Below are 26765 nucleotides of genomic sequence, written 5' to 3'. Positions count from 1 at the left end.
ATGGAAGATAAAAAAGTATTACAAATAAACATCATTAAAACTAACATTGGGAAGTGCTTTATTACTGACTGCAATGAGACTAGCGGATATAATTTCGACTATCATACAACACAAGTAGATAAGCTTTTATTTGATGGTCATAAACCTAAACAGTCATTTACGAAACACTGGTTTGAAATACCATCATATCCAGAAAAAGTAGAAAGGCTGATTACTGGCGAAAGACAAAATAAACGCTTTAAATTAAAAGATGAAGAGCTTAAAAGTTCAAAACTACCATTAGAAATTCCATATGGCGACAGTGATGAACTTGACAAAGGTATACTAGATTCTCTTTATTCTCTGACTTATGACATAATTCCAGATTATTTAATGCCAATTAATGTTGAGTTTAATTTGGTATGTGAAGTTGATAACTTTAAAGATGCCCCTGAGTTTAGCTATCCAGCGGTTAGAAAATACGATTTCTCAGAACAACAATACAGCGTAACAAATCAGAACATAAAGCATTCTCTCATAGATCGCATTATCGTTCCTGCTCCATTACGAGCCAACAGCCCGTGCGAGATATCATCAAAAGAGATGTATGATCTTGTACGTCAGCACGTTAAGGATAATATAAATCCAGAGCTTGCTAGAATAACCAGTGATTATGATTTTTGTTTTGAAGTTAAAAAGATAATACCCTTACTCGAACCTCACACATACTCTTATCGTGATGTTTTTGCCAGAACTAAAAAGCAAAGACAGAAGCTGCATTTCAAGACAGTAAAATCAAAAGAAATATCCATTTACGAAATGACTCACGAGCAACAGAACTACAAGGGCTATACAGCCATCAAGGGTTTCTCTGCAAGTAATGAGTGGGAACTAAAAGAAATGATTGATAATTTCTTATCGGAGTTGATGAGCACTATCAATGCACCGATTGAACAGTGTCCTCATTGCAACGGAACGGGCTATCTGCAAAACGAAAAGTAGTAACTAACTCATTTCCGAGTGGGCTGTGGTGAGTTACTAATTGGAGAACTTTAATGGAATTAAATTTAAAAATGCGGGTTGAGGGTATTGGTGAAAGTGGTAATTTTGTAGAAATGACCTTATTTGAATTTATCGATAATGGAGAGAAATTAGAACTGATATGTGAAGATGAAGAATCATTATTATTTGCACTTGATAAGTGCCAAGAAATAATTAATACAATACGAAAGTCAATAAACAAATAACAGCCTCGCAAATGCGGGGCTTTTTATTACCTGAATATAGGAAAATGATAATGACAATAGCAGAACTAATTGAATTATTAAAAACACGTATTGGTAGTGGATGGGAAACACATAAATTGGAAGTTCCTGACGAATTTAATGGTGGCTGGCTAACTGTTGAACCTGAAAATATCGTTATCAATTCCGATAGTAAATTTATCCAATTAGATTGTTGGATGAGTTATCCAGATGAAGACGCTATGTCTTTGGAGGATAGATAATGCCTAAACACATTCACGCAGATTTAATATCTGAGTACGCTAGGTTGTCTCATATTACCGATAAGCCGTGGGAGTATTTTGAGATTTGGAACGAACTTACTGAAGTGTGGGTTTTAATGAGTGACTATCATCAGTTCAGAGAAAGTGAAAAATATCGATTAAAACCCCGCACTATCAAAATCGGGGAAATAGAGTTTCCTGCTCCAGTTAGCAACCCTGATTTATTCAAGCTCGGGGAAGAAAATGATTATTTTATGCCATCAATTAGAAATGGAGTTCCTGATTATTTAATATCTTACTGGAGTGGGTGTGTAACTGACTTAGGTAGACTAAATGCAGGAATTATTCATTTGGATAGTAAATCAGCTAAACTCCACGCAAAAGCGCTTATTTCCCTAACCTCTAAATAATCCACCCCAAAAATAACGAATCGTTTTCACTAACGAGGGCTTCTTACATGCGCAATAACATGTTCGACGGGTGCGCGGTCATTCCCGCAAAACCACAAGCAGTCAGGAACCGGCGCGCATGGAAGCGCCGTCTCACCTTATTCCTTATTTCAATTGTTGTGCTTATTCCAGCTTAACGGAGGTCAATATGTTGCCGTCAATAAATTTCCAATATGTACTGAAAGATGAGCGGGTATCTAACGGGCGAGTCTATATCAATTATCACGATATGGGCGACATGCAATTTGATATTCCATTCAAAGAAATTGCCAGTCGTTCAAATCTGGATATTAGCGACATGTTTTCTTATGCCAGAGTACATTGTGATGCAGAGCGTATTGCGGAAGAAATGAAAAAAGCAGGTTTTAGTTATCGTGAACTTATGGCTATCGCCCAGCATATGGTTGAGGAGGTCGTATGAGATACGACCGTAGCCCCTATGCCAGTCAGGACGAGGCATGGGAACAGCAGGAGGAGAAAACAGCGTATCAGGAGGCTGTACAGGCAGAACAGGGAGATAAAGCTCAGGAGCTGTATGACTCATTACCGCAGGATATTGAGGCTATTTTATCACCAAAGATGATGGAAATCTTCGGGTCACTACTCGATAAGAATAGTGATGCTCTTGAGCACCTCAATAACCTTTTGTATGACCTGAGCTTACTGAAAGTTCAGTGGCAGGAGGCAGCATGAAGCCCGGTATCTATTACGATATTTCCAATGAGGACTATCACAAGGACGAAGCGATAGGCTCAACCACTATTAAAGCAATCAGCGTGAGTCCTGCCAATTTGTACTTCAATCCATTTAAGGGAAATAAATCATCTCAGATAGGGACGGCTATTCATGCTGCTCTGCTTGAGCCTGTCACGTTTGAAAGAGATTTCATCTTAAGGAGTGACATTAAAACCAGGGCATCGGGAGAATATAAGGCACTTTTACAACATTCCAGCGCCGAAAAAATCCTGATAAACAGCGAGGTTGAAACTGTTAAGAGGATGACTGAATCGGCATGGATGAATAGCGATTTTACCGACTATATGAACAGTGGAGGTCATTCAGAGATTTCTATGTTCGCCACCTGCCCGGAAACGGGGCTTAATTTGAAATGCCGCTTTGACAGGATGTCAGATAGTCATCCTTACCCACTGGATGTCAAAAGTTGCCGGGATGCTACTGAACGGGGATTCAGTCAGGCATTTGGTAAATATCATTATCACGTTCAAGCAGCGTTTTATTTATATGTTCTCAGGCTAGTAACCGGAAGGGAATTAAACCAGTTCTGCTTCTTTGCACTGGAAAATACTCCGCCATATAAAAACTGCATGTATTACATCGGTGAAGACTCACTGGATTTGGGTTACAAAATTATGTTTGAGGCTCTCCATAAGCTCAAAAAGTGCATGGAAGACGAATCACTTCACACTGAAGGAATAGTATTGCCATCCAGTGAAATTAACGTTCCGGCTTATCTATTCGATGACGAATATGTTGATGAGGTATATCTCTAATGGACCTATCAAGAACTATTATTCCAAAGTCTGACCAAATCAACTTTGAAGATGTTCAGACGCAAAGCATCACCGCTGTTATCAAATCTGTCCGGGCAGGTTCAAAAGACCAGCCTGTCTTTATTGATTTAGTGGGTTATGACGGTCGCCCATATAAACCCTCTAAATCCATGCGCCGTGTGTTAATTGGTGGCTGGGGTTCTGACGGTCATTCATGGGCGGGTAAATCATTAACACTGATTGGAGATCCTACCGTTAAATATGGCGGTGTCGCTGTTGGCGGTATCAAGATTTATGCCATGAGTGATATTGAGGCGGATTTCTCCATGATGTTATCAGTATCCCGGGGGAAACGTGCTGAACACCGGGTTAAGAAACTGGAAACAAACAATATAAAACAAAGGGAGCCTGATGAAATATTGCGGGAGTTCACCGAGTACGCATCCAATGAAAGCGATAGTGCTCAGCTCCAGCAGGAATATGCCAATACATGGAAAGCGCTAGATGGTCACCCTGAATTACAGGAAAAATGCAAGGAAGTGACCGGGATTAGAATTAAAGAACTGAAACAGGTGGCATAAATGGCACAACGCGGCGTTAACAAGGTTATTTTAGTTGGTCACTTAGGCCAAGACCCGGAGGTACGTTATCTACCAAACGGGGGTGCAGTGGCAAATATCACACTAGCCACCTCTGAAACATGGCGGGATAAGCAATCCGGGGAGATGAAGGAAAAAACGGAATGGCACAGGGTTGTGATATTCGGGAAACTCGCCGAAGTTGCCGGTGAATATCTGAGAAAAGGCACTCAGGTTTATATTGAAGGCCAGTTACAAACACGGAAATGGCAAGACCAGCAAGGGCAGGATCGCTATTCCACTGAAGTGGTGGTAAATATCGGTGGAACGATGCAGATGCTAGGAGCCAGACAGGAAAACCAGCAGTCACCACAGCAGCACCCAAGACAACAACAATCTCAGGGATGGGGGAAACCACAACAGCCACAATCAGCACCACCAATGGATTTTGATGATGACGTGCCGTTCGCCTCCATCGGCAAGCAATATCCCAACCATGCTATCTACGTGATTTAACTCTAACCCTACACCCTATCACTACGCTGCTGTGCGGCGGGAGGAGATGTAATGCCGTGAAAGCAGCATTAAGGAGGTTGCATGTATACTCCATGGAACCCAAATCCAAAAGCGATCCTGAGAGTTAACGACCCCTACCCCATTCCGACACACTGCCGATATTGTGGCAGGCACGTGATGATTGAGCATCATCTGAATGTCTTTAAACGTATCCATGACAGCAGATGGCCGTGGCTGTATCACTGCTGGACATGTGGTGCGCGTGTCAGTATTCACCCAGGAACCGATATCCCAATGGGGTCACTGGCGGATAAGAAAACCCGTCAGGCGAGAGTATCAGCACATCGGTACTTCGATGATGTCGTCAGGAGTCGTAATTTAGAGCGCACGGAAGCGTATCAATGGTTAGCACATCAACTGGACATCAGTTTTAACACCTGTCACTTCGGCTGGTTTGATACTGATATGTGTAAGAAAGCAGAGCATATATGTAGGAGGTTTGGGTAATGGGAACGATGCGTGAGCAACTTGATTTTTATATGTATGAAGCCAGTACTGAATTACTTGAAAGTCGGCGGGAATACATCGAAGTTTGTCTTATGAATCGGCTAGCAAAAGATTTAGAGAAAATTAATACAAAATATGCAAATGACCCAAGATTCAATGAAATTAGAGAATCTCATACCGAAGGTTTGAATTTCTTCATAAAAACCGGATTTAAACGTAGAGAGAATTAATAATGAAAAATGATGTAATTGAGTTGGCGCGGGAAATAGAAAATTTGCAAGTTAAAGCAGCAATGGAGCTATCTAATTCTTGGATAATAGAGAGACTTTTACTAGCAAATGCAGCCGCACTCTGCTTATTAGAGAAAGGAGACAAAGAGCAGGCTATGGCTTGGATGGAAGGCCTTTTTGATTGGGCTGAGGAAGATTTATTATCTGAGGCAAAAAGTAATTCAGATGATTTAGATTCTTGGGTTAATAAACGAATGGAAAATGAAGTAAGTACAATAAAAGCACTGGAAATTATTCGCTCAGAAACACCTACCGTAGAGAAAATTAAAAACTCACTGGAGGAATTAACAAAGAAACTCGCTGAATATGAAAATATGAAGCCTGCCAGCCATTTCATCGTTAGTAGAGATGGTTTTATCGGCGAAGTTCTTCATGAATTCAATAATGACCCCGATGTATTTAAGCTCTACCGTCATCCAGACAAATAACGGGAAATAATATGGACTACAGTCAATTATCAGATTTTGAAATTAACAAGCTAGTAGCTGAAAAATTAAACATATCACAATGTATGTTTTGCGATAATGATTCAGAAGAAATGATATGGAATGTTTCATCAGGTGATAATTATGATGGCTTTATCAGTAAACGAGGCTGGGCATTCGATCCCTGTAATAATCCATCTGAATCTATGCCAATAATTATTAAATATGGAATCAGTCTTATATTTCAGGATAGAAAATTTCACTATGCAAGTAATGATGGTGAAATAGAGTGCTTTCTTGATAATCCATATAAAGCAGCAATGGTTATATTTCTGCATATGAAGGATATGGAGAATGAAGGCTGACTTTGGAGGTAGTAATACCCCTCCCGAATTTAAAGATTTATGGCAAACTCCCCTCCCGTTATTTAAAGCACTCAACCTCGAATTTAAATTTACCCTTGATGTAGCTGCATCTGCTCAAAATACCCTGTGCACACATTATCTCACGGAACGAGATAATGCACTGGAGTCTGACTGGCTGAGTCACGGCGCTATCTGGTGTAATCCGCCTTATTCCAATATTAAGCCGTGGGTAGAAAAAGCCGCTATCGAGTGCCAAAAGCAATTACAGCCCGTCGTGATGTTAGTTCCGTCTGATACCTCTGTGGGCTGGTTTAAATTGGCGCTGGATACGGTTGATGAGGTTAGGTTAATTACGGGTGGGAGACTTTCATTTATCAACGCAGAAACACAAAAGACAGTGAATGGAAATAACAAAGGCAGCCTATTGCTAATTTGGAGGCCATTCATTAAGCCACGTAAAACAATAACCACCGTCAACCGAGATTATTTAATTAATGTCGGTAATGAACTATTGAGGAAAATAGCGTGAAAATAACCATTGAAATAACAGAAAAAGAAATTAATGAGTACGTAGATAATTGGCTAACAGTAAGTGGTGAAGAATTGCATGAGTGCGTTAAACATGATGCATTTCATAGCATTCAGGAATTATTTCCTGAACTCGAAGAAGAGAATGTAATTGTGGTTGTCAATGACTAACGAATTCGAGAACGCAAGGAGGAAGGTGGCAAGGGATTGCCTCGGTGAGCAAAAATGAGGATAAAATATGCAAATGTTAACCCTTGATGAGTGGGCAAGCGATAGGTATAGAAGCCGACCGCCTAGCTTAAGCACCCTACAACGTTATGCTAGAAATGGTCATTTCTGCCCACCAGCAAAAAAAGAAGGTGGCATCTGGAGGGTTAGAGAAGATGCCGAGCTGGTTGGTAACTTAGCGACACCGATTATCAATAAATCAGATAATCCAAAATTACAGAGGATCTTAAGTGATGGCTGCGCGACCTCGGAAAAATAACCTCAATATTCCCAATCTATACCCATTATTTAGCCGCAAAGCTAACAAGGTGTATTGGCGTTATCGTCACCCTATCACAGGAAAGTATCACGCCCTAGGTGACAATGAGCAGGAGGCAAAAGAAATTGCTATTGAGGCTAATAATAGATTAGCGGAACAACGCAGCCGTCAGGTTATGGCAATCAGTGATCGTGTTGCAAAAATCAAAGGCAAAGAAATTACGGTTAATACTTGGCTGGATAGGTATTGGAAAATTCAGGAGGAACGCTTAGAGACGGGCGATATAAAACTCAATACCTTCAAGCAGAAACGTAAGCCAGTGGATCTAATGAGGCAATCTTTGGCAATGAAACCTCTTCCTGCTGTAGATGCCAGAGATATAGCTGAAATATTAGATGAATATAAAGTCGCTGGTCAGCCTCGCATGGCTCAGGTTGTCCGTTCTGTTTTGATTGATGTATTTAAAGAAGCCCAGCATGCCGGTGAAGTTCCTCCGGGATATAACCCTGCACTAGCAACTAAGCAACCGAAGAGAAGAGTCTCTCGTCAGCGTTTAAATCTTGAGGAGTGGCAAAAAATATTTGCAATTGCTGATACTCAGCACAAGTACATGGGCAACGCCATGTTGTTAGCTATCGTAACAGGTCAAAGATTAGGTGATATATCTGAAATGAGATTTAGTGATATTTGGGATGATCACCTTCATGTTTCTCAAGAAAAGACAGGTGTCAGGTTAGCTATCCCACTGGCATTACGCTGTAACGCACTGAATATCTCTCTTAGGGAAGTGGTAGCACGATGTCGTGATCGTGTTGTTAGCCCCTATTTAGTTCACTATTTTCACACCACATCGCAATCTAAGCGCGGGGAAAAAGTAACAGCCAATACACTAACAACAAATTTCAAAAAAGCACGTGACAAAACAGAGATTGACTGGGGGGAAGGAACTCCAGCCACTTTCCATGAACAACGTTCATTATCAGAGCGTCTATATCGTGAACAAGGCATTAATACGAAGAATTTATTAGGACACAAAACGCAACAACAGACCGATAAATATCACGATGACCGAGGTAAGGATTGGATAAAAATTGTGATCTGACGCGTTTAAAATTTACTGGGTTTTGATAACTTGTTTTGATAACTTTTTGATAACCGTTTCTTCCGTGATAATAAAAAACGGGAACTATTAAGCCCCCGTTATCTATTTCAATCAATAACTATTACATGTGAGAAATAATAGCATCACCAAATTCACTACATTTCAGCAGTTTAGCGTCTTCCATCAAGCGCTCAAAATCGTATGTGACAGTCTTGGCAGCAATCGAACCTTCCATACCTTTAACGATTAGGTCAGCAGCTTCGAACCATCCCATGTGGCGCAGCATCATTTCAGCGGAGAGGATGACTGAGCCTGGGTTTACCTTATCCTGACCAGCATACTTAGGTGCAGTACCGTGTGTTGCTTCAAACAAGGCACACTCATCACCAATGTTTGCACCCGGGGCAATACCAATACCACCCACTTGTGCTGCCAGCGCATCAGAAATGTAATCACCATTCAGGTTCATACAAGCGATAACATCATATTCAGCCGGACGCAGCAGAATTTGTTGCAGGAATGCATCGGCAATTACATCTTTGATGATGATATCTTTGCCGGTTTTAGGGTTCTTAATTTTCACCCATGGACCGCCATCCAGCAGTTCACCGCCAAATTCAGTACGCGCTAACTCATAACCCCAGTCTTTAAAGGCACCTTCAGTAAACTTCATGATGTTGCCTTTATGAACCAGAGTCACTGATTCACGGTCGTTATCAATTGCATATTCAATCGCAGAACGTACCAGTCGCTTAGTACCTTCTTCCGAGCATGGTTTCACACCAATACCACACTGTTGAGGGAAACGGATTTTAGAAACACCCATTTCATCCTGCAGGAATTTAATCACTTTATCCGCTTCCGCAGACCCGGCTTTCCACTCAATCCCCGCATAAATATCTTCCGCGTTTTCACGGAAAATCACCATATCAGTTAATTCAGGGTGTTTTACAGGGCTTGGAGTTCCTTGATAATAGCGAACCGGACGCAGGCAGACATATAAATCCAGCTGTTGGCGCAGTGCCACATTCAAAGAACGGATGCCGCCACCAACAGGCGTTGTCAGAGGGCCTTTAATAGCAACCCGATATTCACGGATCAAATCAAGTGTTTCTTCCGGCAGCCAGACATCTTTACCGTAAACCTGTGTAGATTTTTCACCCGTATAAATCTCCATCCAGGAAATTTTGCGCTCACCGCTATATGCTTTCTGAACCGCAGCATCAACAACTTTCAGCATGACCGGCGTTACATCAACACCAATACCATCCCCTTCGATATAAGGGATTACCGGGTTATTCGGAACGTTTAATTTACCTTTGGTATCAATAGTAATTTTTTTACCTTCCGCCGGAACAACTACTTTGCTTTCCATTAACCTCTCCTTTCAAGTAAGCGCAATGCCTTGTTAATTTTTTGTAAGGGACGTGTCAATATTACTTGAATATTCTGCAAACGCCAATGGCGCAGATTTCAGGTATAATATTGCCCTTCACTTTGTGCAATAACTTATCATGACAAATTTCTCTTTTAAAAAACGTAAACTTAATCGATTCAGTCAAAGAAAAAATACCAATGCCACAAAAAGAATAGCGGGCCCGCGTCAGGTGTTGATATTTAATAAGCCTTACGATGTTCTGCCCCAGTTCACTGACGAAATGGGAAGAACAACCTTAAAGAATTTTATTCCTTTCAGTGATGTTTATGCCGCAGGACGACTGGATAGGGATAGTGAAGGGTTACTGGTTCTGACTAATGATGGAAAGTTGCAAGCCAAATTAACGCAGCCCAACAAAAAAACGGCCAAAACTTATTATGTTCAGGTAGAAGGGGTACCGGATGACGTTGCATTGAGTAAACTCCGCAACGGTATTACCCTGAAAGACGGCCCTACACTTCCCGCCGGAGCAGAATTAGTCGAAGAACCTGTATGGCTTTGGGAGCGAACTCCGCCAATTAGGGAACGAAAAAACATCCCGGTTAGCTGGCTGAAAATCACGCTTTTTGAAGGCCGTAATCGTCAGGTACGCAGAATGACAGCCCATGTTGGTTTTCCGACATTACGCCTTATCCGGTTTAGTATGGGTTCATTACAGCTAGGGGATTTGTCCCCCGGAGAATGGAGAGAGATCGATTTTGTTTAGTCCACATATCACCGTTGCTTGCATAGTACATGCCAAAAATCAATTTTTGGTTGTTGAAGAACTTATTGATGGCAAACCTCGCTGGAACCAGCCTGCGGGTCACCTTGAAGCAGATGAAACATTACTGGAAGCGGCTGAACGCGAATTATGGGAAGAGACAGGAATCCGTGCTAAACCACAAGCATTACTGAAGTTACATCAGTGGGTCGCCCCGGATGGAACTCCCTTCATCCGTTTTCTGTTTCTGGTTGAACTAGAGAAAACGGTGGATACCGATCCTCAGGATAGTGATATCCACTGCTGTCACTGGTTGAGCGCAGAAGAAATTATTAACAGCCCACAACTGCGTTCCCCATTAGTTGCTGAAAGTATCAGTAATTATTTGGAAAATCAGGCTCACCCCTTATCAATACTGGATAGCTATGGTTCGCCTTTCACAAAATAATTTCCCATTAAATGAAACGCAAATCACAAGAGCACGAAGACGTTTGATGCACCTTGCCTGTCAACATGCTAAAGTACCGCGTTTATTTTTTTCCGCAGTGAGATATGCCCATGTCAGATAACAGCCAGAAAAAAGTCATCGTCGGAATGTCCGGTGGTGTTGATTCATCCGTCTCCGCTTACCTGCTACAGCAACAAGGTTATCAGGTAGCTGGCCTGTTTATGAAAAACTGGGAAGAAGATGACGATGAGGAATACTGCTCTGCCGCCGATGATCTTAGGGATGCTCAGGCAGTGTGTGACAAGCTGGGTATTGAACTGTATACCATCAATTTCGCAGCTGAGTATTGGGATAACGTATTTGAACTCTTCCTTGCTGAATATAAAGCAGGCCGTACACCGAATCCGGATATTCTCTGTAACAAAGAAATTAAATTCAAAGCATTTTTAGAATTTGCTGCCGAAGATTTAGGTGCTGATTACATTGCAACCGGCCATTATGTCCGCCGTCGGGATGTGGATGGCGTCAGCCAGTTACTTCGGGGCCTTGATGGTAATAAAGATCAAAGCTACTTCTTATATACTCTGAGCCATGAGCAGGTTGCCAAAAGTTTATTCCCGGTCGGGGAGCTTGAAAAACCTGAAGTTCGCCGCATTGCCGAAGAAATTGGGCTGGTTACGGCGAAGAAAAAAGATTCTACAGGTATCTGCTTTATTGGTGAACGTAAGTTCCGCGATTTTCTGGGTCGCTATCTGCCTGCTCAGCCGGGCCCGATTGTTACCGTTGACGGGCAGACTATCGGGCAACATACCGGCCTGATGTACCACACACTTGGTCAGCGAAAAGGGTTGGGTATCGGAGGAACTAAATCCGGTAATGAAGACCCCTGGTATGTTGTTGATAAAGATGTTGCAAATAACATACTGGTTGTTGCACAGGGCCATGAACATCCCCGCCTGATGTCTGTCGGCTTAATTGCACAACAACTGCATTGGGTTGATCGTCAGTCACTGGAAACAGAAATCCGTTGCGTGGTAAAAACGCGCTACCGTCAGCAGGATATTCCCTGCACAGTCATTCCTTTGAGTGAAGATAAAATTGAGGTTCGTTTTGACAGCCCCGTTGCCGCTGTCACTCCCGGCCAATCAGCCGTGTTTTATCAGGGCGAAATTTGTCTCGGCGGTGGTGTGATCGAACAACGTATACAGGAGTAATCGTGGCTAAAAATTATTACGACATTACATTGGCGCTGGCAGGTATCTGCCAGTCAGCTCGTCTGGTACAGCAACTGGCCCATGAAGGGCAATGTGATGCCGGTGCTTTTGAAGTAACTCTTAACAGTGTTCTGAATATGAATCCGACATCTACTCTGGATGTCTTTGGCAATGAAGCGGGTAACCTGCGTACCGGCCTTGATGCTGTGATGGGAATGCTGAATGGTACAAATAGCGGGCTCTCAGCAGAGCTGACCCGCTATACTTTAAGTCTGATGGCACTGGAGCGACGTCTCAGTAAAAACCCATCAGCAGCAGATGAATTAGCTAAACGCATAAGCCAGCTGGAACGTCAGCAGGCATATTTTGAACCTATGTCTGAGGGAATGCTCAATTCTCTTGCCGGTATTTATGTCGATGTAATTAGCCCATTGGGGCCTCGCATCCAAGTCACAGGCTCACCGGATATTCTGCGCAACACTTTAGTGCAGGCAAAAGTCCGGGCGGCATTACTGGCAGGTATTCGCAGTACCGTATTATGGCAGCAGGTTGGCGGTAGCCGTCTACAATTTATGTTTTCCAGACAACGATTAGTCCGACAGGCAAAAGACATTCTTGCGCGTTGTTAATTGAATTAATTGTTAAATAAATCGTTAAATAAAATCCGGGAGTTTCTACCAATGGAATTATCCTCACTGACCGCTGTTTCTCCGATTGATGGCCGTTACGGCGATAAAGTTAGCGCTCTGCGCGCTATTTTTAGTGAGTTCGGCTTACTGAAATTCCGCGTGCAGGTTGAAGTACGTTGGCTGCAAAAACTGGCTGCCACAGCAGAAATCACAGAAGTTCCTGCTTTTGATGAAAAGGCAAACGCTTACCTGGATGAAATTATTACAAATTTCAATGAACAGGATGCATTACGCATTAAAGAAATTGAGCGTACAACTAACCATGACGTTAAAGCCGTTGAGTACTTTCTGAAAGAAAAAGTCGCTCATATTCCTGCTTTACATCAGGTTGCTGAGTTTATACATTTTGCCTGCACCTCCGAAGACATCAATAACCTGTCACATGCATTGATGCTTAAAACTGCCCGTGAGGAAGTGCTGCAACCACAATGGCGTCAGTTAATCGACACCATTAAGCATATGGCTCATGAATACCGTGATCTGCCTTTGCTGTCACGTACCCACGGACAGCCAGCGACTCCTTCAACTGTAGGTAAAGAGTTTGCAAATGTTGCCTACCGCATGGAGCGTCAGTTCCGCCAACTTGGCCAAATTGAAATTTTAGGCAAGATCAATGGTGCAGTTGGTAACTATAACGCCCATTTGTCAGCCTATCCTCATATTAACTGGCATCAGTTCAGCGAATCATTTGTTACTTCTCTGGGTGTTCAGTGGAACCCATATACCACTCAGATTGAACCACATGATTACATTGCAGAACTGTTTGATTGTATTGCACGTTTCAATACTATTCTGATTGATTTTGACCGTGATATCTGGGGTTATATCGCTCTTAATCATTTCAAACAGAAAACAGTTGCCGGTGAGATTGGCTCATCAACCATGCCACATAAAGTTAACCCGATTGATTTTGAAAATTCAGAAGGTAATTTAGGTCTGGCAAATGCAGTGTTTGGCCATCTTGCCAGTAAATTGCCGGTTTCCCGCTGGCAGCGTGACCTGACTGACTCAACAGTATTACGTAATCTGGGTGTTGGTCTGGGATATGCATTAATTGCATATCAATCCACAATGAAAGGCCTGAATAAACTGGAAGTCAACGAGAAACATTTATTAAGTGAACTGGATCAAAACTGGGAAGTACTGGCTGAGCCGATTCAGACGGTTATGCGCCGTTATGGTATTGAGAAGCCGTATGAAAAATTAAAAGAGCTTACACGTGGTAAACGTGTTGATGCAGAAGGGATGAAAAACTTCATTGATGGTCTCGAACTACCAGAAGAAGAAAAAACTCGTCTTAAGTCGATGACTCCTGCCAATTATATCGGCTATGCTGAATTACTGGTTGATGAATTAAAATAAAACGATTTTATTTATAAAATGTGGATGGGAATTCCCGTCCACATTTTAAAAAAATGCGTAACCTTATATGAAGTATAAATAAGTCGCAAAGTTATATACTATTTTCGATTTACCTTATTGTTTTTAGCAATTCATTCATTAACATACCAACAATAGACTAAATAGTTACTATACTTGGTTTAATCATAACAACATATCTATAATTTATTCCTATCCATCCATAAAGTTGACTATCTAGCTATTTAAGATTTATTTGATAAATTTTACTGGTTAGCATAAGGAACCATTATGCGAATATTAATAGTTGAAGATAATGCGTTGCTTCGTCATCATTTAAAAGTACAGCTTCGGGATATTGGTCATCAGGTTGATGCAGCTGAAGACTCAAAAGAGGCCGATTATTACCTGAAAGAGAACCACCCTGATGTTGCCATCATTGATTTGGGATTACCGGGGGAAGATGGTTTAAGCTTAATAAAACGCTGGCGCAGCGATCATATTAATATCCCCATTCTCATTCTCACTGCCCGTGAAAGCTGGCAGGAAAAAGTTACCGTATTAAATGCCGGTGCAGATGACTACGTGACGAAGCCTTTCCAATTGGAAGAAATTAATGCACGTATACAGGCATTAATGCGTCGTAATAGTGGGCTGGCATCGCAAGTTGCGGAATTACCACCTTTTCTGATTGATCTTTCACGTAAGGAATTTTCTGTTAATGATAAGAAGATAAAATTAACTGCCTTCGAATATACGATTATTGAAACTTTGATGCGTAATAATGGCAAAGTTGTCAGTAAAGAATTATTAATGAGGCAGTTATACCCTGACGCTGAATTACGTGAAAGTCATACAATTGATGTATTAATGGGGCGTTTGAGAAAAAAAATACTGAATGAATGGCCTGACGAAGTGATTGTTACAGTCCGTGGTCAGGGTTATCGCTTTGATGTGAAATAACATCATGTTTAACTTCCTGAGAACTCATCTCTTCTCCCTGAGAGCACGATTTCTCATGGCGGCAACTGTCATTATTCTTGCTTTGACTCTACCCTATGGCGTCGTTGCAATTGTTGGCTATTTAATGCGTCTTGATAATGATACTTATGCCATCCTCAGTAACCAGAGTAATTTATTTTATTCACTAGCCAGTTGGAAAGAAAATAAGTTATTTGTTCATCTTCCCAAGAATTTCCACATGGGAAATCGCTCATTAACTCTAATTTATAACAATAAAAACGATATACTTTGGCGTCAGAATCATGTACCAGAGCTTGAAGAAAAAATTCATCCTAATTGGCTGAAAAAAAATGGCTTATATGAATTAGAAACTTATTATCCTGATATACATCATCAGCTATATTCTGAGTCACAGGGTCAATATCCGGCTAATAATAAAACTGACACCAATCTCAACACTGATAAAGTACTACTGATTTATTCTGTAGCCGTCAATATTTATTCGGCAACAGACAAACTTCCGGCATTAACCATTGTAGTTATCAATACCATACCCCAAAATATTCAACCGTCAGAAAAAATTTGGGAATGGTTCGGGTATGTATTGATTGCCAATCTATTTTTAATTATTCCATTAATCTGGCTTGCTGCGGACTGGAGTTTGCGCCCGATTAAATTACTCATCACTCAGATACGCTCTCTGGAAAAAGGTGAACGACAAGAGTTAGATGAAAATCCACCAGCTGAACTAAAAGGCCTGATTAAGAACCTGAATGCCTTACTGGATAATGAGCGCCAACGCTATAAAAAATATCGAACAACATTATCAGACCTGACGCATAGCCTGAAAACTCCTCTGGCCGTGCTTCAATCTACGCTGCGCTCTCTACGCTCAAATAAGCAAATGACCATTAAGCAGGCTGAACCCATCATGCTTGAACAAATTGACAGAATTTCTCAACAAATCGGTTATTATTTACATCGGGCCAATATATACAACGATCATAACCTCATTCTGAAAAAAATATTTTCCGTCCCAACCCTGCTTGATAGCCTGACCAATGCACTGATAAAAGTTTATCAACACAAAGGGATCAATGTTACCTTAGATATTTCGCCTGAACTAACCTGGCTGGGTGAAAAGAATGATTTTCTGGAAGTAATGGGGAATATTCTGGAGAATGCCTGTAAATACTGTCTGGAGTTTGTTCATGTTACTGCCATGATAGGTGAGAATTTCCTCACCATCATTGTTGATGATGACGGCCCCGGCGTTCCCCCTAATAAACGTCATATCGTTTTCGAACGCGGGTTAAGAGCCGATACACTGCGTCCGGGGCAAGGATTGGGATTGTCGATCGCCTCTGAAATTGTAGAACAATATGACGGTAATATCAGCATCGATAATAGCCATCTTGGAGGCGCAAAAGTCAGTGTGACTTTCCGCAACCAGCAAATCACCTAAAATCTGTATCAACATTTTCTCCTCTCTTCTGAATACAAAATAACTATCGCTTAATCAGCAACAGGGATACTCGCAATAAATACAGAATGGGAGCGGCCTCGAAATATTTCATCCGAATCTGATAACTCTATTGACTATCCGTTATAATGACCTGAAATTTTCTTGTCACTCAGGATATCACCATGAATTATCAGCTGAATCTGGATTGGCAGGCGTTCTTGCAGAATCACTGGCAAAAACGTCCATTGCTAATCAAACAGGGTTTCCAGCAATTTACCGACCCACTTTCTCCCGATGAGCTGGCGGGACTGGCGATGGAAAATGAAATTGACAGTCGTTTAGTCAGCCATAAAAAAGATCGCTGGGAAGTTTCTCATGGGCCATTTGAAAGTTACGATCATTTAGGCGACCAAAACTGGTCGTTACTCGTACAAGCTGTTAACCACTGGCATCACCCCTCCTCTGCCCTTATGAAGCCATTCCGTGTGCTTTCAGACTGGAGAATGGATGATTTGATGGTTTCTTTCTCCGTTCCGGGTGGTGGTGTCGGTCCGCATCTTGATCAATATGATGTATTTATCATTCAAGGAGAAGGACGCAGGCGCTGGCGTGTCGGGGACAAGATCCCGATGAAACAGCATTGCCCTCATCCTGATTTGTTACAGGTTGAGCCTTTCGAAGCCATTATTGATGAAGAGATGCTACCCGGAGACATTCTCTATATTCCACCCGGTTTTCCACATGAAGGATATGCCATTGAACCATCACTGAATTATTCAGTCGGTTTCCGTGCGCCAAATGCCCGTGAGCTGTTCAGTGGTTTTGCCGACTATGTTCTGGCAAATGAATTGGGTAGCCATCGTTACAGTGACCCTGATTTGGCATTCCGTGATAATCCTGCACTGATCCAGACAAACGAGCTGGCAACTCTGCGTACCATGATGCAGGATTTACTGGAACAGCCGGAAACGTTCCAAAACTGGTTTGGGGAATTTATCTCTCAGTCACGTCATGAGCTGGATATCGCGCCACCAGAACCGCCATATGAAAGTGATGAGATTTATGATCTGCTCAAACAGGGTGAAAGCCTGAATCGTTTGAATGGACTACGTGTATTGCGTGTGGGTGATAATTGCTTCGTTAATGGCGAATTGATGGATACATCTCATTTGCAGGCAGCTGATGCACTTTGCCAGTATGATACTGTCAATGCTGATATTTTGGGTGATGCTATTGATGATGTTCAGTTTATCAGTCTGCTTACTGCTCTGGTGAACAGTGGTTATTGGTATTTTAATGATTAACCACCGCACAGGTGAATTCGACAGGTTTTAAACCCTATTCCGGACAACCTGAATGTTTGCCCCAGTCACATAACTGACAACGTAGCTGGGGCAAATCTCTCATTCAGACATCTGATGAAGCAGTGACTGAACATATTGATTAACTATTTGACTAGCATTGCCATAATGCTTTTCATCAAACATGCTCTCAACCTGACTGGGTTCCAGATTAAGCTCAACAGTATGGGCACCCGATAATTTCGCTTCATGTACAAATCCCGCTGCAGGATACACATGCCCGGAAGTGCCAATGGCAATAAAAATATCCGCCTCAGATAAAGCGGAATAAATTTGTTCCATCCCCAAAGGCATTTCGCCAAACCACACAACGTGAGGGCGCAGTAATGAAGGAAACTGACAGCAGTGACAGCGATCATCCACTGTCAGGTGAGATGTCCATTCAATAACTTGCCCGGACTGACAGCAGCGCACCTTCAGTAGTTCGCCATGCATATGGAGAACACGTTTGCTTCCCGCACGCTCATGCAGATTATCAATATTCTGTGTGACCAGCAGAAAATTATCGCCTATTTGTTGTTCAAGTTCGGCTAAAGCATAGTGTGCGGCGTTGGGCTTAATTTCCGCCTGCTGTAGATGCTCTCTTCGCGCATTATAGAATGCCTGAACTAATTCAGGGTCACGTTTAAATCCTTCCGGTGTCGCAATATCTTCAACACGATGTTCTTCCCATAGCCCATCAGAAGAACGAAACGTTCTAATACCTGATTCAGCGGAAATACCCGCTCCGGTCAGTACTACCACATGGGGTTTCTTTATTTTATTTGCCACACGGATATCCCTGTAAAAAATTTGCCAATGAAACCTCTGATTCCGTAGCCGCCTACTCTTACGAAATTTACTGAGCCGATGAATAACACGCATATAAACGTCTCCGCCGAATAATCCTTTTATACACTTCGTCTTTCAAGTTACCGCTGTGTTGGCTGGGTTCTTTCCCCCCGGCCATACTGTTTTCTATGTTCTCGGGGGGATTACTCACTCGTCACCACGAGGTAACCTGAAATTCATAGGGTATAGAACCATTTCCTCAGTTTCTGTTCACTTACCACGACTTTATTCATGGTGTGTTCAGCTCATCGCTTCTGCTCAGTTCACTCCGTAAGATAGCGCGCTTAAGTGATATAGTGAATACTCCGGAATATTATTGACCACTCAAAATCCGCGCTGGATCAAGTTTACTGGCCCGACGAGCCGGATACCAACTGGCTAACAAGCTCAGGATCAGTGCCGTTAACAAAACATAGAAAATATCCATGGTATGTAATTCTGACGGCAGAAAATCAATGAAATAGATATCACCGGAAAGAAATTGATGCCCGGACAGCATCTCTATCCATTTAATAATAGCTGTCAAATTAAGCGCCATGAAAATTCCGACAATAGCGCCAATAATACTGCCAACCATTCCGGTCAATAATCCATACCACAAGAAAATTGACCTGATATGACCATCTTTAGCCCCCAGTGTACGCAAAATAGCAATATCACCGCTCTTATCTTTAACCGCCATAATCAGCGTTGAAACGATATTAAAACAGGCTACCCCAATGACTAAAATCATGGCTAAGTACATGATACCCCGTATCATCTGGATATCATTGTACATATAGCCGTAGTCTTTCAGCCATGTACTGATATAGACATACCTGCCTGTTGAATTACCGGCAGCTATAACCCGCTTCTCTGCTGCAAAAACATCGTCTGCTTTAATAGCAACGCCGGTAATAGCATCGCCATAATCCAGATACTGTTGCGCATCAGATAACGGAACCAAAGCCAGACGGTGATCCAACATGCCACTTAACTGAAAAATACCGGTAACTTGTAAACGTATTCGTTTAGGCTGTAATAATTTCAGGCTTGGATCGCTGTTTGGGATCATTACTGTCAGCCAATCACCCTGTTTCACATTCAGTGAATTTGCGACTCCCTGCCCCAGAATGACCTGATGTTTGCCCGCCTGAAATGTCCGCCATGCACCATCACGGACAAATTTATATAAGGTACTGACTTCAGCTTCAGTCTCAGGATCAACACCACGAACCTGAACAGCATGAAGTTTATCTCCTCGTTCCATCAGCCCGGTGAATTCAATATAAGGAGAAGCTCCTGCAATGCTCGGAGTTTGTCTGATTTGTTTAAGCGCTGATTTCCAGTGCTGGAAAGGCTGTTCTACTGTATAAATCTGACCATGAGGAACAACAGAAAGTATCCGGTTTTTCAGTTCACGCTCAAAACCATTCATTGCACTCAAACCGATGATCAGCACAGCAACACCCAGCATGATCCCCAGCGTTGAAATGACTGAGACCAAAGAAACCATTCCCGCGCGACGCCGCCCCTGACTGAAGCGTATTGCAGTAAGTAATGCAAGAGGCAGATTTGCCATTACACTCCTCCCGTCAGGGTTAATTCATCCTGTAAATATCCATCACGCATTTCTACCTGACGCGTCAGCCTGTCAGCCAATTTCAAATCATGAGTCACAACCAAAAATGCCGTTCCCTGCTGTTGATTCAGGTTCTTCAACAGCTCAAAAATGCTGTCAGCGTTACGTTGGTCAAGATTACCTGTCGGCTCATCTGCCAATACCAGTGAAGGTTCGTTCACCAGTGCACGGGCAATAGCAACCCGTTGGCGTTCACCTCCTGATAATTCAGAAGGCCGATGGTGTGCCCGCTTTTCCAGCCCGACTGCCGCCAACATATCCCTTGCCTTTTGTTCAGCCTGCTTCTTCCCCCCAAGCAACCTTTTACTGCCGATCAATAGCGGCATAGCAACATTTTCTAATGCATTAAAATCAGGCAGCAGATGGTGAAACTGATAAATAAAACCAATTTCTCTGTTCCGTAATTCTGCCCGACCGGAAGCCGACATATTGTTAAGTGATTCCCCCTTGAAAATCACTTCACCGGAGGTCGGAGAATCCAACCCTCCTAATAAGTGCAACAGAGTACTTTTACCTGAACCGGAACTGCCGACAATCGCCATCATTTCGCCTTGCTGCATGGAAAATGTGACGTTTTTTAATACCTCAGTGGAAACCTGCCCTTCCTGATATTTTTTATACAAATGATGGCATAGCAATAAAGGTTGATTACTCATAACGTAAAGCCTCAGCAGGTTGAGTGGCAGCAGCGCGCCAGGAAGGATATAAAGTAGATAATAGAGAGATTAACATGGCACTGACGGCTATGATCGCCACCTGAGCGGGTTCAATGGCAACAGGTAATTGAATACCTTCTGTCAGCAGGCCGATAACAGGCATTAAGTTATTCAGCTGGCTAGAAAGCAGTATTCCTAATCCCGTTCCCAATAAAGCACCAATGATGCCTGCTCCGGCTCCCTGAATCATGAAAATGGTCATCACTTGCCGACGAGTTAACCCTTGTGTCTGCAAAATAGCAATCTCACCCTGTTTTTCCATCACTAATAAAGAAAGAGAAGTGATAATATTGAAAGCAGCTACTGCGATGATTAAGCTAAGCAGTAACCCCATCATATTTTTTTCCATACGTACTGCCTGAAAAAACTCCCCCTTACGTTCACGCCAGTCTTTCCAGACCAAGCCTTTCGGCAGCGGCTGCTGACTTAACTCATCTACTTTTAATGGTTCAGTGAGAAATAAACGCCAGCCAGTAATATTGTTAATGGGATAGCGTAGAAGTCGGGCAGCATCTTGCTGATTAACCAGCATTTCAGTGTCATCAACTTCGCTATTGGCAGAAAATGTCCCGGCTACTGTAAATAAACGCTGGCTGGGGATCCTGCCCATTGGGGTAAGCTGGCTGGCACTCGGAACGATAATGCGGATCTGATCACCTCGCCTGACACCCAGTCTTGCTGCCAGTTTTTCACCTAAAATCACAAAATAGCGACCGGGCTGCAATTGGCTCTGATCAACATTGACGGTATATTCCGCTAACGGCGTATATTCATCCGGCTTAATACCCAGCATAACGCCGACACCCACATTATGGGCACTTTGCAGTACAACATCTCCCTGAACAACCGGCTCAATACGGGTGACATCTTTTAAGCCAGAAAGCTGACTTTTCGGATGCTCGGCAGGATTAATTGAGCCATTTTCTGAAGTAATAATGACATGAGGCATAAAGCCCAGAATACTGGCCTCCAGTGAACGTTCAAAGCCGTTCATGACTGACAACACGGTAATTAATGCAGCCACCCCTAATGTAATACCAATGGCTGAAAGCCAGGAAACAAAGCGGCCAAACTTATCAACCGCCCGCCCGCGCATATAGCGCAATCCGATAAATAATGAAACAGACTGAAACATAGGATCCGCCGTATCAAAGGGGGTTATTTGAATGCATTAAATTAATGAAAAAGATCATATTTTATCTCTGTTTTTGCATATGTATTTTGTAAAAATTCAATCTATATCGTTCACTTATTACATATTATCACTGTTTAATTAAGTTTTGATTAGCACCTTCGAAATTGAAGATAAAAAAGCCCTGTTGTTAACACGAGCTAATATATCGCCTCAGGCCAGACAGCAAATCTGTTACTCAGCTGTTGCCAAAGCAAAGTGTTCAGGGATAATAAAGAGCAGCTGTACTATATGATGGAGCCATTCACATTCCGGTTCTGTTTTTACTTCTCTCAACCTGCCAGCGTATTTATTGTAAAGGCTACTGGGTTAAATATGTGTTGGGAATGGACTGAATCTTAGAGAACACATCAAACGCTTATGTCCGCAAAATATCGTTATCAACTTCCTGAACGTCGCGGTGATATCCGCCAGTTAGGCCATCTGATCGGTGCTGCTTGTGCCATTGAATGTGCTGAAATCATTGAACGTCACTCCGGCCCTGTACTATTAGTCACAAAAGATATGCAGAACACCTTACGGCTGCGTGATGAAATTCCACAATTTACCCGTACTTCAATAAACATGTTGTCAGATTGGGAAACGCTACCTTACGATAGTTTTTCTCCTCATCAGGAAATCATTTCAAATCGTTTATCTACCCTGTATCAGTTACCTTTTATGACAGAAGGGGCTCTTATTCTGCCTGTTAATACATTGATGCAGCGTGTTTGCCCTCACGAGTACCTCCAGGGGCATGCTCTGATCATGCATAAAGGGCAGCGTATTTCGCGGGATAAATTACGGGCAAATCTGGAACAGGCCGGCTATCGCAGCGTTGAGCAGGTGCTTGAACATGGTGAATTTGCCACACGCGGTGCTTTATTTGATCTGTTTCCTATGGGAAGTGAGCACCCTTACCGCATCGATTTTTTTGATGATGAAATAGACAGCCTGCGTACTTTTGATGTGGATAGTCAGCGAACGCTGGAGGAAGTGGAAAAAATCAGCTTACTGCCGGCCCATGAGTTCCCGACAGATAAAGAAGCCATTGAATTATTCCGCAGCCAGTGGCGTGAAAAGTTTGATGTCCGGCGGGACGCTGAACACATTTATCAGCAGGTCAGTAAAAAAATGTTACCTGCAGGCATTGAGTACTGGCAGCCATTATTTTTTGAACAGCCTTTATCTACACTATTTGATTATCTGCCTGAAAATACACTGATTATTGTACAAGATTTGATGAATACGGCAGAACGTTTCTGGCAAGATACCGAGCAACGCTTTGAGAGCCGTAAAGTTGACCCGATGCGGCCATTACTTCCTCCCGATCAAATTTGGCTTCCCGTCGACAATCTTTTCGCTGAGCTGAAAAAATGGCCCCGCATCCAAATCAAAAATGAAGAGTTACCCAAAAAAGCCGGAAATATCAATCTTGCTTATCAGCCTTTACCGGATATCTCCGTTGCCGCCCATCATAAAGCGCCTTTAGATAAAGTACGCCGCTTTATCGAGCAGTTCAGTGGCAAGGTCATTTTTTCAGTGGAAAGTGAAGGACGTCGGGAATCAGTCAATGAGTTACTGTCCCGGATAAAAATTCATCCGATCACAATACATCAGCTGGAAGATGCTAAAGAGGCAGGATGCTTTTTAATGGTGGGCAGCGCAGAACAGGGTTTTATCGATGAGGAGAAAAAACTCGCCTTCATTTGTGAAAGCGACATGCTTGGTGAGCGTGTCAGCCGCCGCCGTCAGGATAACCGGCGCACAATTAATACCGATACCCTGATCCGTAACCTCGCCGAACTCCGCCCCGGGCAGCCCGTTGTACATCTTGAACATGGTGTCGGACGCTATCAGGGGCTAACAACACTCGAGGCCGGTGGCATTAAGGCTGAATATCTCATTCTGACTTATGCCGGAGAAGACAAGCTGTATGTGCCGGTTTCATCTCTGCATTTAATCAGCCGCTACGCCGGAGGAGCAGAGGAAAGCGCGCCACTGCACAAACTGGGTGGTGAAGCATGGAATAAAGCGCGTCAGAAAGCGGCAGAAAAAGTCCGTGATGTTGCCGCTGAATTACTGGATATCTACGCCCAGCGAGCCATTAAAACGGGTTTTGCGTTTAAGCACGACCGCGAACAATATCAATTGTTCTGCCAGAATTTTCCATTCGATACAACACCCGATCAGGAACAGGCCATTAATGCGGTGCTGAGCGATATGTGCCAGCCAATTGCGATGGACAGACTGGTATGTGGTGATGTCGGCTTCGGTAAGACGGAAGTCGCAATGCGGGCCGCTTTTACCGCTATCAACAATAATAAGCAGGTCGCTGTTTTAGTCCCGACGACTCTGCTAGCCCAACAACACTACGATAATTTCCGCGATCGTTTTGCGAACTGGCCTGTACACATAGAGGTGATGTCACGGTTCCGCAGTGCCAAAGAGCAGCAGCAAGTGATAGATATGGCAGCAGAAGGAAAAGTCGATATCATCATCGGTACGCATAAACTGTTACAGAGTGATCTGCGCTGGAAGGATTTGGGTTTATTGGTTGTGGATGAAGAACACCGTTTCGGTGTCCGCCATAAAGAGCGTATCAAAGCTATCCGTGCCGATGTTGATGTCCTGACCATGACAGCAACTCCTATTCCCCGGACGCTTAATATGGCAATGAGCGGAATGCGCGATCTGTCGATTATTGCAACGCCTCCCGCCCGTCGTCTGGCGGTAAAAACCTTTGTGCGTGAATATGACAGCTTAGTCGTTCGTGAATCTATTCTGCGTGAAATCTTACGTGGTGGTCAGGTTTATTATCTCTATAACGATGTCGAAAATATCGAAAAAGCAAAAAGCCGGCTGGAAGAATTAGTGCCTGAAGCCAGAATGGTTATCGGTCACGGGCAAATGCGTGAACGTGACCTGGAACGTGTCATGACGGATTTCCATCATCAGCGCTTTAATGTGTTGATATGCACTACAATTATTGAAACCGGAATCGATATTCCGACAGCGAATACCATTATTATTGAACGGGCTGATCACTTCGGTCTGGCCCAGTTACATCAATTACGCGGGCGTGTCGGTCGTTCTCACCATCAGGCATATGCGTATTTGTTAACTCCGCACCCGAAAGCAATGACTTCGGATGCACAAAAGCGACTGGAAGCGATTGCTTCACTTGAAGATCTGGGAGCAGGGTTTGCTCTGGCAACTCATGATTTGGAAATCCGGGGAGCCGGTGAACTTCTGGGTGAAGATCAAAGTGGTCAAATGGCCAGTATCGGTTTCACACTCTATATGGAGCTGCTGGAAAGTGCCGTTGATGCACTCAAAAACGGACGGGAACCCTCACTTGAGGATTTAACTAACAATCAAACCGAGATAGAACTGCGTATTCCGGTGCTTTTACCTGATGATTATATTCCCGATGTCAATATGCGTCTGTCTTTCTACAAGCGTATTGCCAGCGCTCAGAACGACAATGAACTGACAGAATTAAAAGTTGAGCTCATTGACAGGTTCGGTATGTTACCTGATCCGGGCAAGCATTTACTACAATCTGCTTCTATCCGCCTTACGGCTCAGAAACTAGGGATAAAACGTATTGAAGCCCATGAAAAAGGCGGCTTTATTGAATTTAGTCAAAGTAATAAAGTAGATCCCCACTATCTGATCAACTTATTGCAGACTCAGCCTAATATCTATCGGCTGGATGGGCCTTCTAAACTGAAATTTATTAACGAATTAACTGAACGAACTGCACGATTATCATTTATTCAGTCATTATTAGAAGCATTTGAGCAACATCAGGTATAGCATTAATACTATTGCTTTTGAATACTGTTAAAATATCAACAAATTTCAGCCTATATACATATCTCCGGGAATATAATAACTATGTGACCGGAGATATTTCATTTCTGGAGCACTCCTATAAATACGGTGCAAGGATCAGCTTCCCTTTCCCATTCAAAGGGATCGATTGATCTGGTTTATGCATCACTCTTACTTTGCCCGGCTTATTATCAATGGTATAAATGACATCATACCCAATAATATGCGGTTCCCGGATCTTAAATGCAATGCAATGTTTTAATTCATAATAGCTCAGTACATGAGATTCTCTTGTTATGTTTAATTTTTCGATGAAAGAAAATAAACTATTTTTACATACAGATAAGCGGTTGCTTTCAGTATTACCAAATATTTTAATAAATGGTACCAATGCCCCATTGCAATAATATTTTTGTGCATAACCTATTGTTATGATAGGTTCTGAAGAAAGTACCTGAGCATATTTAGGCTGTGGTTTTTTAGAAAAAAATATTATAGCGATACCAATAGTAATAATAACAATCAGAGAGTAGACCCTGCACTGCCTTGCCTTTAGCTTACTTACATAACACGTTATTATATTTATAATTTGCCACACTCCTTACTTAAACATATCCCTTAGCTATTTTCGGGAACTAAAAACATACTCGACTCATGATTAAAAAAAATTTTTAACTCACTGTATTTATGGTAATTTAAAAT

General features: G+C 42.6%; 32 protein-coding genes. 26 read left to right on the top strand and 6 right to left on the bottom strand.

The window, feature by feature from the left end; all coding sequences use genetic code 11:
• The 17 genes from AACX68_RS11855 (at window position 1) to AACX68_RS11775 (ending at window position 8244) form a co-directional block, all read left to right on the top strand.
• Window positions 1-981: a hypothetical protein gene (locus tag AACX68_RS11855; protein ID WP_228859257.1), complete on the top strand. Its 981-nt coding sequence runs from the start codon at window positions 1-3 to the stop codon at window positions 979-981.
• A gap of 53 nt (window positions 982-1034) precedes the next feature.
• Window positions 1035-1226: a hypothetical protein gene (locus tag AACX68_RS11850; RefSeq protein WP_228859256.1), complete on the top strand. Its 192-nt coding sequence runs from the start codon at window positions 1035-1037 to the stop codon at window positions 1224-1226.
• Between the two features lie 50 nt (window positions 1227-1276).
• The gene (locus tag AACX68_RS11845; RefSeq protein ID WP_228857900.1) at window positions 1277-1486 is read left to right on the top strand and encodes a hypothetical protein; all 210 of its coding nucleotides are present in this window, start codon (window positions 1277-1279) and stop codon (window positions 1484-1486) included.
• Window positions 1486-1896 (top strand): hypothetical protein, encoded by a 411-nt coding sequence (locus AACX68_RS11840; protein WP_228859255.1) that lies wholly within the window; start codon window positions 1486-1488, stop codon window positions 1894-1896. Before AACX68_RS11845 ends, AACX68_RS11840 begins: the two co-directional genes overlap by 1 nt.
• A 118-nt stretch (window positions 1897-2014) precedes the next feature.
• Window positions 2015-2356 carry a hypothetical protein gene (locus AACX68_RS11835; protein WP_228859254.1) on the top strand — a complete coding sequence of 114 codons (342 nt, stop codon included), beginning with the start codon at window positions 2015-2017 and terminating at the stop codon, window positions 2354-2356.
• Window positions 2353-2628: a hypothetical protein gene (locus AACX68_RS11830; RefSeq protein WP_228859253.1), complete on the top strand. Its 276-nt coding sequence runs from the start codon at window positions 2353-2355 to the stop codon at window positions 2626-2628. The genes AACX68_RS11835 and AACX68_RS11830 overlap by 4 nt, the downstream gene beginning before the upstream one ends.
• Window positions 2625-3446 (top strand): PD-(D/E)XK nuclease-like domain-containing protein, encoded by an 822-nt coding sequence (locus AACX68_RS11825; RefSeq protein WP_228859252.1) that lies wholly within the window; start codon window positions 2625-2627, stop codon window positions 3444-3446. The genes AACX68_RS11830 and AACX68_RS11825 overlap by 4 nt, the downstream gene beginning before the upstream one ends.
• Window positions 3446-4027 (top strand): hypothetical protein, encoded by a 582-nt coding sequence (locus tag AACX68_RS11820; RefSeq protein ID WP_228859251.1) that lies wholly within the window; start codon window positions 3446-3448, stop codon window positions 4025-4027. Before AACX68_RS11825 ends, AACX68_RS11820 begins: the two co-directional genes overlap by 1 nt.
• Window positions 4028-4540 carry a single-stranded DNA-binding protein gene (locus AACX68_RS11815; RefSeq protein WP_228859250.1) on the top strand — a complete coding sequence of 171 codons (513 nt, stop codon included), beginning with the start codon at window positions 4028-4030 and terminating at the stop codon, window positions 4538-4540.
• A gap of 81 nt (window positions 4541-4621) precedes the next feature.
• Window positions 4622-5047, top strand: a complete 426-nt coding sequence (locus AACX68_RS11810) for a zinc-finger-containing protein (protein WP_228859249.1) — start codon at window positions 4622-4624, stop codon at window positions 5045-5047.
• Window positions 5047-5277, top strand: a complete 231-nt coding sequence (locus tag AACX68_RS11805; protein ID WP_228859248.1) for a hypothetical protein — start codon at window positions 5047-5049, stop codon at window positions 5275-5277. Before AACX68_RS11810 ends, AACX68_RS11805 begins: the two co-directional genes overlap by 1 nt.
• A gap of 2 nt (window positions 5278-5279) precedes the next feature.
• Window positions 5280-5765, top strand: coding sequence for a hypothetical protein (locus tag AACX68_RS11800; RefSeq protein ID WP_228859247.1), 486 nt, complete (start codon window positions 5280-5282; stop codon window positions 5763-5765).
• 11 nt (window positions 5766-5776) lie between these two features.
• Window positions 5777-6127: a phage protein NinX family protein gene (locus tag AACX68_RS11795; protein WP_228859246.1), complete on the top strand. Its 351-nt coding sequence runs from the start codon at window positions 5777-5779 to the stop codon at window positions 6125-6127.
• Window positions 6117-6656: a phage N-6-adenine-methyltransferase gene (locus tag AACX68_RS11790; RefSeq protein WP_228859245.1), complete on the top strand. Its 540-nt coding sequence runs from the start codon at window positions 6117-6119 to the stop codon at window positions 6654-6656. Before AACX68_RS11795 ends, AACX68_RS11790 begins: the two co-directional genes overlap by 11 nt.
• Window positions 6653-6826 carry a hypothetical protein gene (locus tag AACX68_RS11785; protein WP_228859244.1) on the top strand — a complete coding sequence of 58 codons (174 nt, stop codon included), beginning with the start codon at window positions 6653-6655 and terminating at the stop codon, window positions 6824-6826. Before AACX68_RS11790 ends, AACX68_RS11785 begins: the two co-directional genes overlap by 4 nt.
• A gap of 67 nt (window positions 6827-6893) precedes the next feature.
• Window positions 6894-7142 carry an excisionase gene (locus tag AACX68_RS11780; RefSeq protein WP_099123016.1) on the top strand — a complete coding sequence of 83 codons (249 nt, stop codon included), beginning with the start codon at window positions 6894-6896 and terminating at the stop codon, window positions 7140-7142.
• Window positions 7117-8244 carry a site-specific integrase gene (locus AACX68_RS11775; RefSeq protein ID WP_228859243.1) on the top strand — a complete coding sequence of 376 codons (1128 nt, stop codon included), beginning with the start codon at window positions 7117-7119 and terminating at the stop codon, window positions 8242-8244. Before AACX68_RS11780 ends, AACX68_RS11775 begins: the two co-directional genes overlap by 26 nt.
• A 121-nt stretch (window positions 8245-8365) precedes the next feature.
• Here AACX68_RS11775 and icd read toward each other — a convergent pair whose 3' ends face one another.
• Window positions 8366-9619: an NADP-dependent isocitrate dehydrogenase gene (gene icd / locus AACX68_RS11770; RefSeq protein WP_099110930.1), complete on the bottom strand. Its 1254-nt coding sequence runs from the start codon at window positions 9617-9619 to the stop codon at window positions 8366-8368.
• Between the two features lie 139 nt (window positions 9620-9758).
• On the opposite strand from icd, the gene rluE reads away from it, so the two are divergent.
• The 8 genes from rluE (at window position 9759) to AACX68_RS11730 (ending at window position 17827) form a co-directional block, all read left to right on the top strand.
• Window positions 9759-10388 carry a 23S rRNA pseudouridine(2457) synthase RluE gene (gene rluE / locus AACX68_RS11765; protein ID WP_228859242.1) on the top strand — a complete coding sequence of 210 codons (630 nt, stop codon included), beginning with the start codon at window positions 9759-9761 and terminating at the stop codon, window positions 10386-10388.
• Complete coding sequence (locus AACX68_RS11760; protein WP_228859241.1) at window positions 10381-10833, top strand: NUDIX hydrolase; 453 nt, start codon at window positions 10381-10383, stop codon at window positions 10831-10833. The genes rluE and AACX68_RS11760 overlap by 8 nt, the downstream gene beginning before the upstream one ends.
• 110 nt (window positions 10834-10943) lie before the next feature.
• Window positions 10944-12047 (top strand): tRNA 2-thiouridine(34) synthase MnmA, encoded by a 1104-nt coding sequence (gene mnmA, locus AACX68_RS11755; RefSeq protein WP_228859240.1) that lies wholly within the window; start codon window positions 10944-10946, stop codon window positions 12045-12047.
• A gap of 2 nt (window positions 12048-12049) precedes the next feature.
• Window positions 12050-12676 (top strand): high frequency lysogenization protein HflD, encoded by a 627-nt coding sequence (gene hflD, locus AACX68_RS11750; protein ID WP_099123012.1) that lies wholly within the window; start codon window positions 12050-12052, stop codon window positions 12674-12676.
• A gap of 51 nt (window positions 12677-12727) precedes the next feature.
• Window positions 12728-14098: an adenylosuccinate lyase gene (gene purB / locus AACX68_RS11745; protein WP_228859239.1), complete on the top strand. Its 1371-nt coding sequence runs from the start codon at window positions 12728-12730 to the stop codon at window positions 14096-14098.
• Window positions 14099-14386: 288 nt separating this feature from the next.
• Window positions 14387-15058 (top strand): two-component system response regulator PhoP, encoded by a 672-nt coding sequence (phoP, locus tag AACX68_RS11740; RefSeq protein ID WP_228859238.1) that lies wholly within the window; start codon window positions 14387-14389, stop codon window positions 15056-15058.
• A 55-nt stretch (window positions 15059-15113) separates the two neighbouring features.
• A complete protein-coding gene (phoQ, locus tag AACX68_RS11735) occupies window positions 15114-16523 on the top strand; it encodes a two-component system sensor histidine kinase PhoQ (RefSeq protein ID WP_370630292.1) in 1410 nt (469 codons plus the stop codon).
• 182 nt (window positions 16524-16705) lie between these two features.
• Window positions 16706-17827 (top strand): ribosomal protein uL16 3-hydroxylase, encoded by a 1122-nt coding sequence (locus tag AACX68_RS11730; RefSeq protein WP_099123009.1) that lies wholly within the window; start codon window positions 16706-16708, stop codon window positions 17825-17827.
• A 99-nt stretch (window positions 17828-17926) separates the two neighbouring features.
• Here the strand turns inward: AACX68_RS11730 and cobB are convergent, their stop codons facing one another.
• The 4 genes from cobB to lolC form a co-directional block, all read right to left on the bottom strand.
• On the bottom strand, window positions 17927-18748 hold the full coding sequence (gene cobB, locus AACX68_RS11725; RefSeq protein ID WP_228859236.1) for a Sir2 family NAD+-dependent deacetylase: 822 nt from the start codon (window positions 18746-18748) through the stop codon (window positions 17927-17929).
• A gap of 280 nt (window positions 18749-19028) precedes the next feature.
• The gene (gene lolE / locus AACX68_RS11720) at window positions 19029-20276 is read right to left on the bottom strand and encodes a lipoprotein-releasing ABC transporter permease subunit LolE (RefSeq protein WP_228859235.1); all 1248 of its coding nucleotides are present in this window, start codon (window positions 20274-20276) and stop codon (window positions 19029-19031) included.
• Window positions 20276-20992 carry a lipoprotein-releasing ABC transporter ATP-binding protein LolD gene (gene lolD, locus AACX68_RS11715; RefSeq protein WP_228859234.1) on the bottom strand — a complete coding sequence of 239 codons (717 nt, stop codon included), beginning with the start codon at window positions 20990-20992 and terminating at the stop codon, window positions 20276-20278. Before lolD ends, lolE begins: the two co-directional genes overlap by 1 nt.
• Window positions 20985-22187, bottom strand: a complete 1203-nt coding sequence (gene lolC, locus AACX68_RS11710) for a lipoprotein-releasing ABC transporter permease subunit LolC (RefSeq protein WP_228859233.1) — start codon at window positions 22185-22187, stop codon at window positions 20985-20987. The genes lolD and lolC overlap by 8 nt, the downstream gene beginning before the upstream one ends.
• A 417-nt stretch (window positions 22188-22604) precedes the next feature.
• On the opposite strand from lolC, the gene mfd reads away from it, so the two are divergent.
• A complete protein-coding gene (gene mfd / locus AACX68_RS11705) occupies window positions 22605-26045 on the top strand; it encodes a transcription-repair coupling factor (RefSeq protein WP_228859232.1) in 3441 nt (1146 codons plus the stop codon).
• Between the two features lie 115 nt (window positions 26046-26160).
• On the opposite strand, the gene umoD is transcribed toward mfd, so the two are convergent.
• Window positions 26161-26661: a UmoD family flagellar biogenesis regulator gene (gene umoD, locus AACX68_RS11700; protein WP_228859231.1), complete on the bottom strand. Its 501-nt coding sequence runs from the start codon at window positions 26659-26661 to the stop codon at window positions 26161-26163.
• Between the last annotated feature and the right edge of the window lie 104 nt (window positions 26662-26765).

This window comes from Xenorhabdus sp. PB61.4 (assembly GCF_963894935.1).
Classification (GTDB): Bacteria; Pseudomonadota; Gammaproteobacteria; order Enterobacterales; family Enterobacteriaceae; genus Xenorhabdus; species Xenorhabdus stockiae.
Note: the sequence above shows the minus strand (reverse complement) of the source record. Positions and strands in the feature narration are given on the sequence as shown.

What these genes read in the sequence shown, in the direction of transcription:
- AACX68_RS11855 (WP_228859257.1), top strand. Translation starts at nt 1, where the DNA reads ATGGAAGATAAAAAAGTATTACAAATAAACATCATTAAAACTAACATT.
- AACX68_RS11850 (WP_228859256.1), top strand. Translation starts at nt 1,035, where the DNA reads ATGGAATTAAATTTAAAAATGCGGGTTGAGGGTATTGGTGAAAGTGGT.
- AACX68_RS11845 (WP_228857900.1), top strand. Translation starts at nt 1,277, where the DNA reads ATGACAATAGCAGAACTAATTGAATTATTAAAAACACGTATTGGTAGT.
- AACX68_RS11840 (WP_228859255.1), top strand. Translation starts at nt 1,486, where the DNA reads ATGCCTAAACACATTCACGCAGATTTAATATCTGAGTACGCTAGGTTG.
- AACX68_RS11835 (WP_228859254.1), top strand. Translation starts at nt 2,015, where the DNA reads ATGGAAGCGCCGTCTCACCTTATTCCTTATTTCAATTGTTGTGCTTAT.
- AACX68_RS11830 (WP_228859253.1), top strand. Translation starts at nt 2,353, where the DNA reads ATGAGATACGACCGTAGCCCCTATGCCAGTCAGGACGAGGCATGGGAA.
- AACX68_RS11825 (WP_228859252.1), top strand. Translation starts at nt 2,625, where the DNA reads ATGAAGCCCGGTATCTATTACGATATTTCCAATGAGGACTATCACAAG.
- AACX68_RS11820 (WP_228859251.1), top strand. Translation starts at nt 3,446, where the DNA reads ATGGACCTATCAAGAACTATTATTCCAAAGTCTGACCAAATCAACTTT.
- AACX68_RS11815 (WP_228859250.1), top strand. Translation starts at nt 4,028, where the DNA reads ATGGCACAACGCGGCGTTAACAAGGTTATTTTAGTTGGTCACTTAGGC.
- AACX68_RS11810 (WP_228859249.1), top strand. Translation starts at nt 4,622, where the DNA reads ATGTATACTCCATGGAACCCAAATCCAAAAGCGATCCTGAGAGTTAAC.
- AACX68_RS11805 (WP_228859248.1), top strand. Translation starts at nt 5,047, where the DNA reads ATGGGAACGATGCGTGAGCAACTTGATTTTTATATGTATGAAGCCAGT.
- AACX68_RS11800 (WP_228859247.1), top strand. Translation starts at nt 5,280, where the DNA reads ATGAAAAATGATGTAATTGAGTTGGCGCGGGAAATAGAAAATTTGCAA.
- AACX68_RS11795 (WP_228859246.1), top strand. Translation starts at nt 5,777, where the DNA reads ATGGACTACAGTCAATTATCAGATTTTGAAATTAACAAGCTAGTAGCT.
- AACX68_RS11790 (WP_228859245.1), top strand. Translation starts at nt 6,117, where the DNA reads ATGAAGGCTGACTTTGGAGGTAGTAATACCCCTCCCGAATTTAAAGAT.
- AACX68_RS11780 (WP_099123016.1), top strand. Translation starts at nt 6,894, where the DNA reads ATGCAAATGTTAACCCTTGATGAGTGGGCAAGCGATAGGTATAGAAGC.
- AACX68_RS11775 (WP_228859243.1), top strand. Translation starts at nt 7,117, where the DNA reads ATGGCTGCGCGACCTCGGAAAAATAACCTCAATATTCCCAATCTATAC.
- icd (WP_099110930.1), bottom strand. Translation starts at nt 9,619, where the DNA reads ATGGAAAGCAAAGTAGTTGTTCCGGCGGAAGGTAAAAAAATTACTATT.
- rluE (WP_228859242.1), top strand. Translation starts at nt 9,759, where the DNA reads ATGACAAATTTCTCTTTTAAAAAACGTAAACTTAATCGATTCAGTCAA.
- mnmA (WP_228859240.1), top strand. Translation starts at nt 10,944, where the DNA reads ATGTCAGATAACAGCCAGAAAAAAGTCATCGTCGGAATGTCCGGTGGT.
- purB (WP_228859239.1), top strand. Translation starts at nt 12,728, where the DNA reads ATGGAATTATCCTCACTGACCGCTGTTTCTCCGATTGATGGCCGTTAC.
- phoP (WP_228859238.1), top strand. Translation starts at nt 14,387, where the DNA reads ATGCGAATATTAATAGTTGAAGATAATGCGTTGCTTCGTCATCATTTA.
- phoQ (WP_370630292.1), top strand. Translation starts at nt 15,114, where the DNA reads ATGGCGGCAACTGTCATTATTCTTGCTTTGACTCTACCCTATGGCGTC.
- AACX68_RS11730 (WP_099123009.1), top strand. Translation starts at nt 16,706, where the DNA reads ATGAATTATCAGCTGAATCTGGATTGGCAGGCGTTCTTGCAGAATCAC.
- cobB (WP_228859236.1), bottom strand. Translation starts at nt 18,748, where the DNA reads ATGCGTGTTATTCATCGGCTCAGTAAATTTCGTAAGAGTAGGCGGCTA.
- lolE (WP_228859235.1), bottom strand. Translation starts at nt 20,276, where the DNA reads ATGGCAAATCTGCCTCTTGCATTACTTACTGCAATACGCTTCAGTCAG.
- lolD (WP_228859234.1), bottom strand. Translation starts at nt 20,992, where the DNA reads ATGAGTAATCAACCTTTATTGCTATGCCATCATTTGTATAAAAAATAT.
- lolC (WP_228859233.1), bottom strand. Translation starts at nt 22,187, where the DNA reads ATGTTTCAGTCTGTTTCATTATTTATCGGATTGCGCTATATGCGCGGG.
- mfd (WP_228859232.1), top strand. Translation starts at nt 22,605, where the DNA reads ATGTCCGCAAAATATCGTTATCAACTTCCTGAACGTCGCGGTGATATC.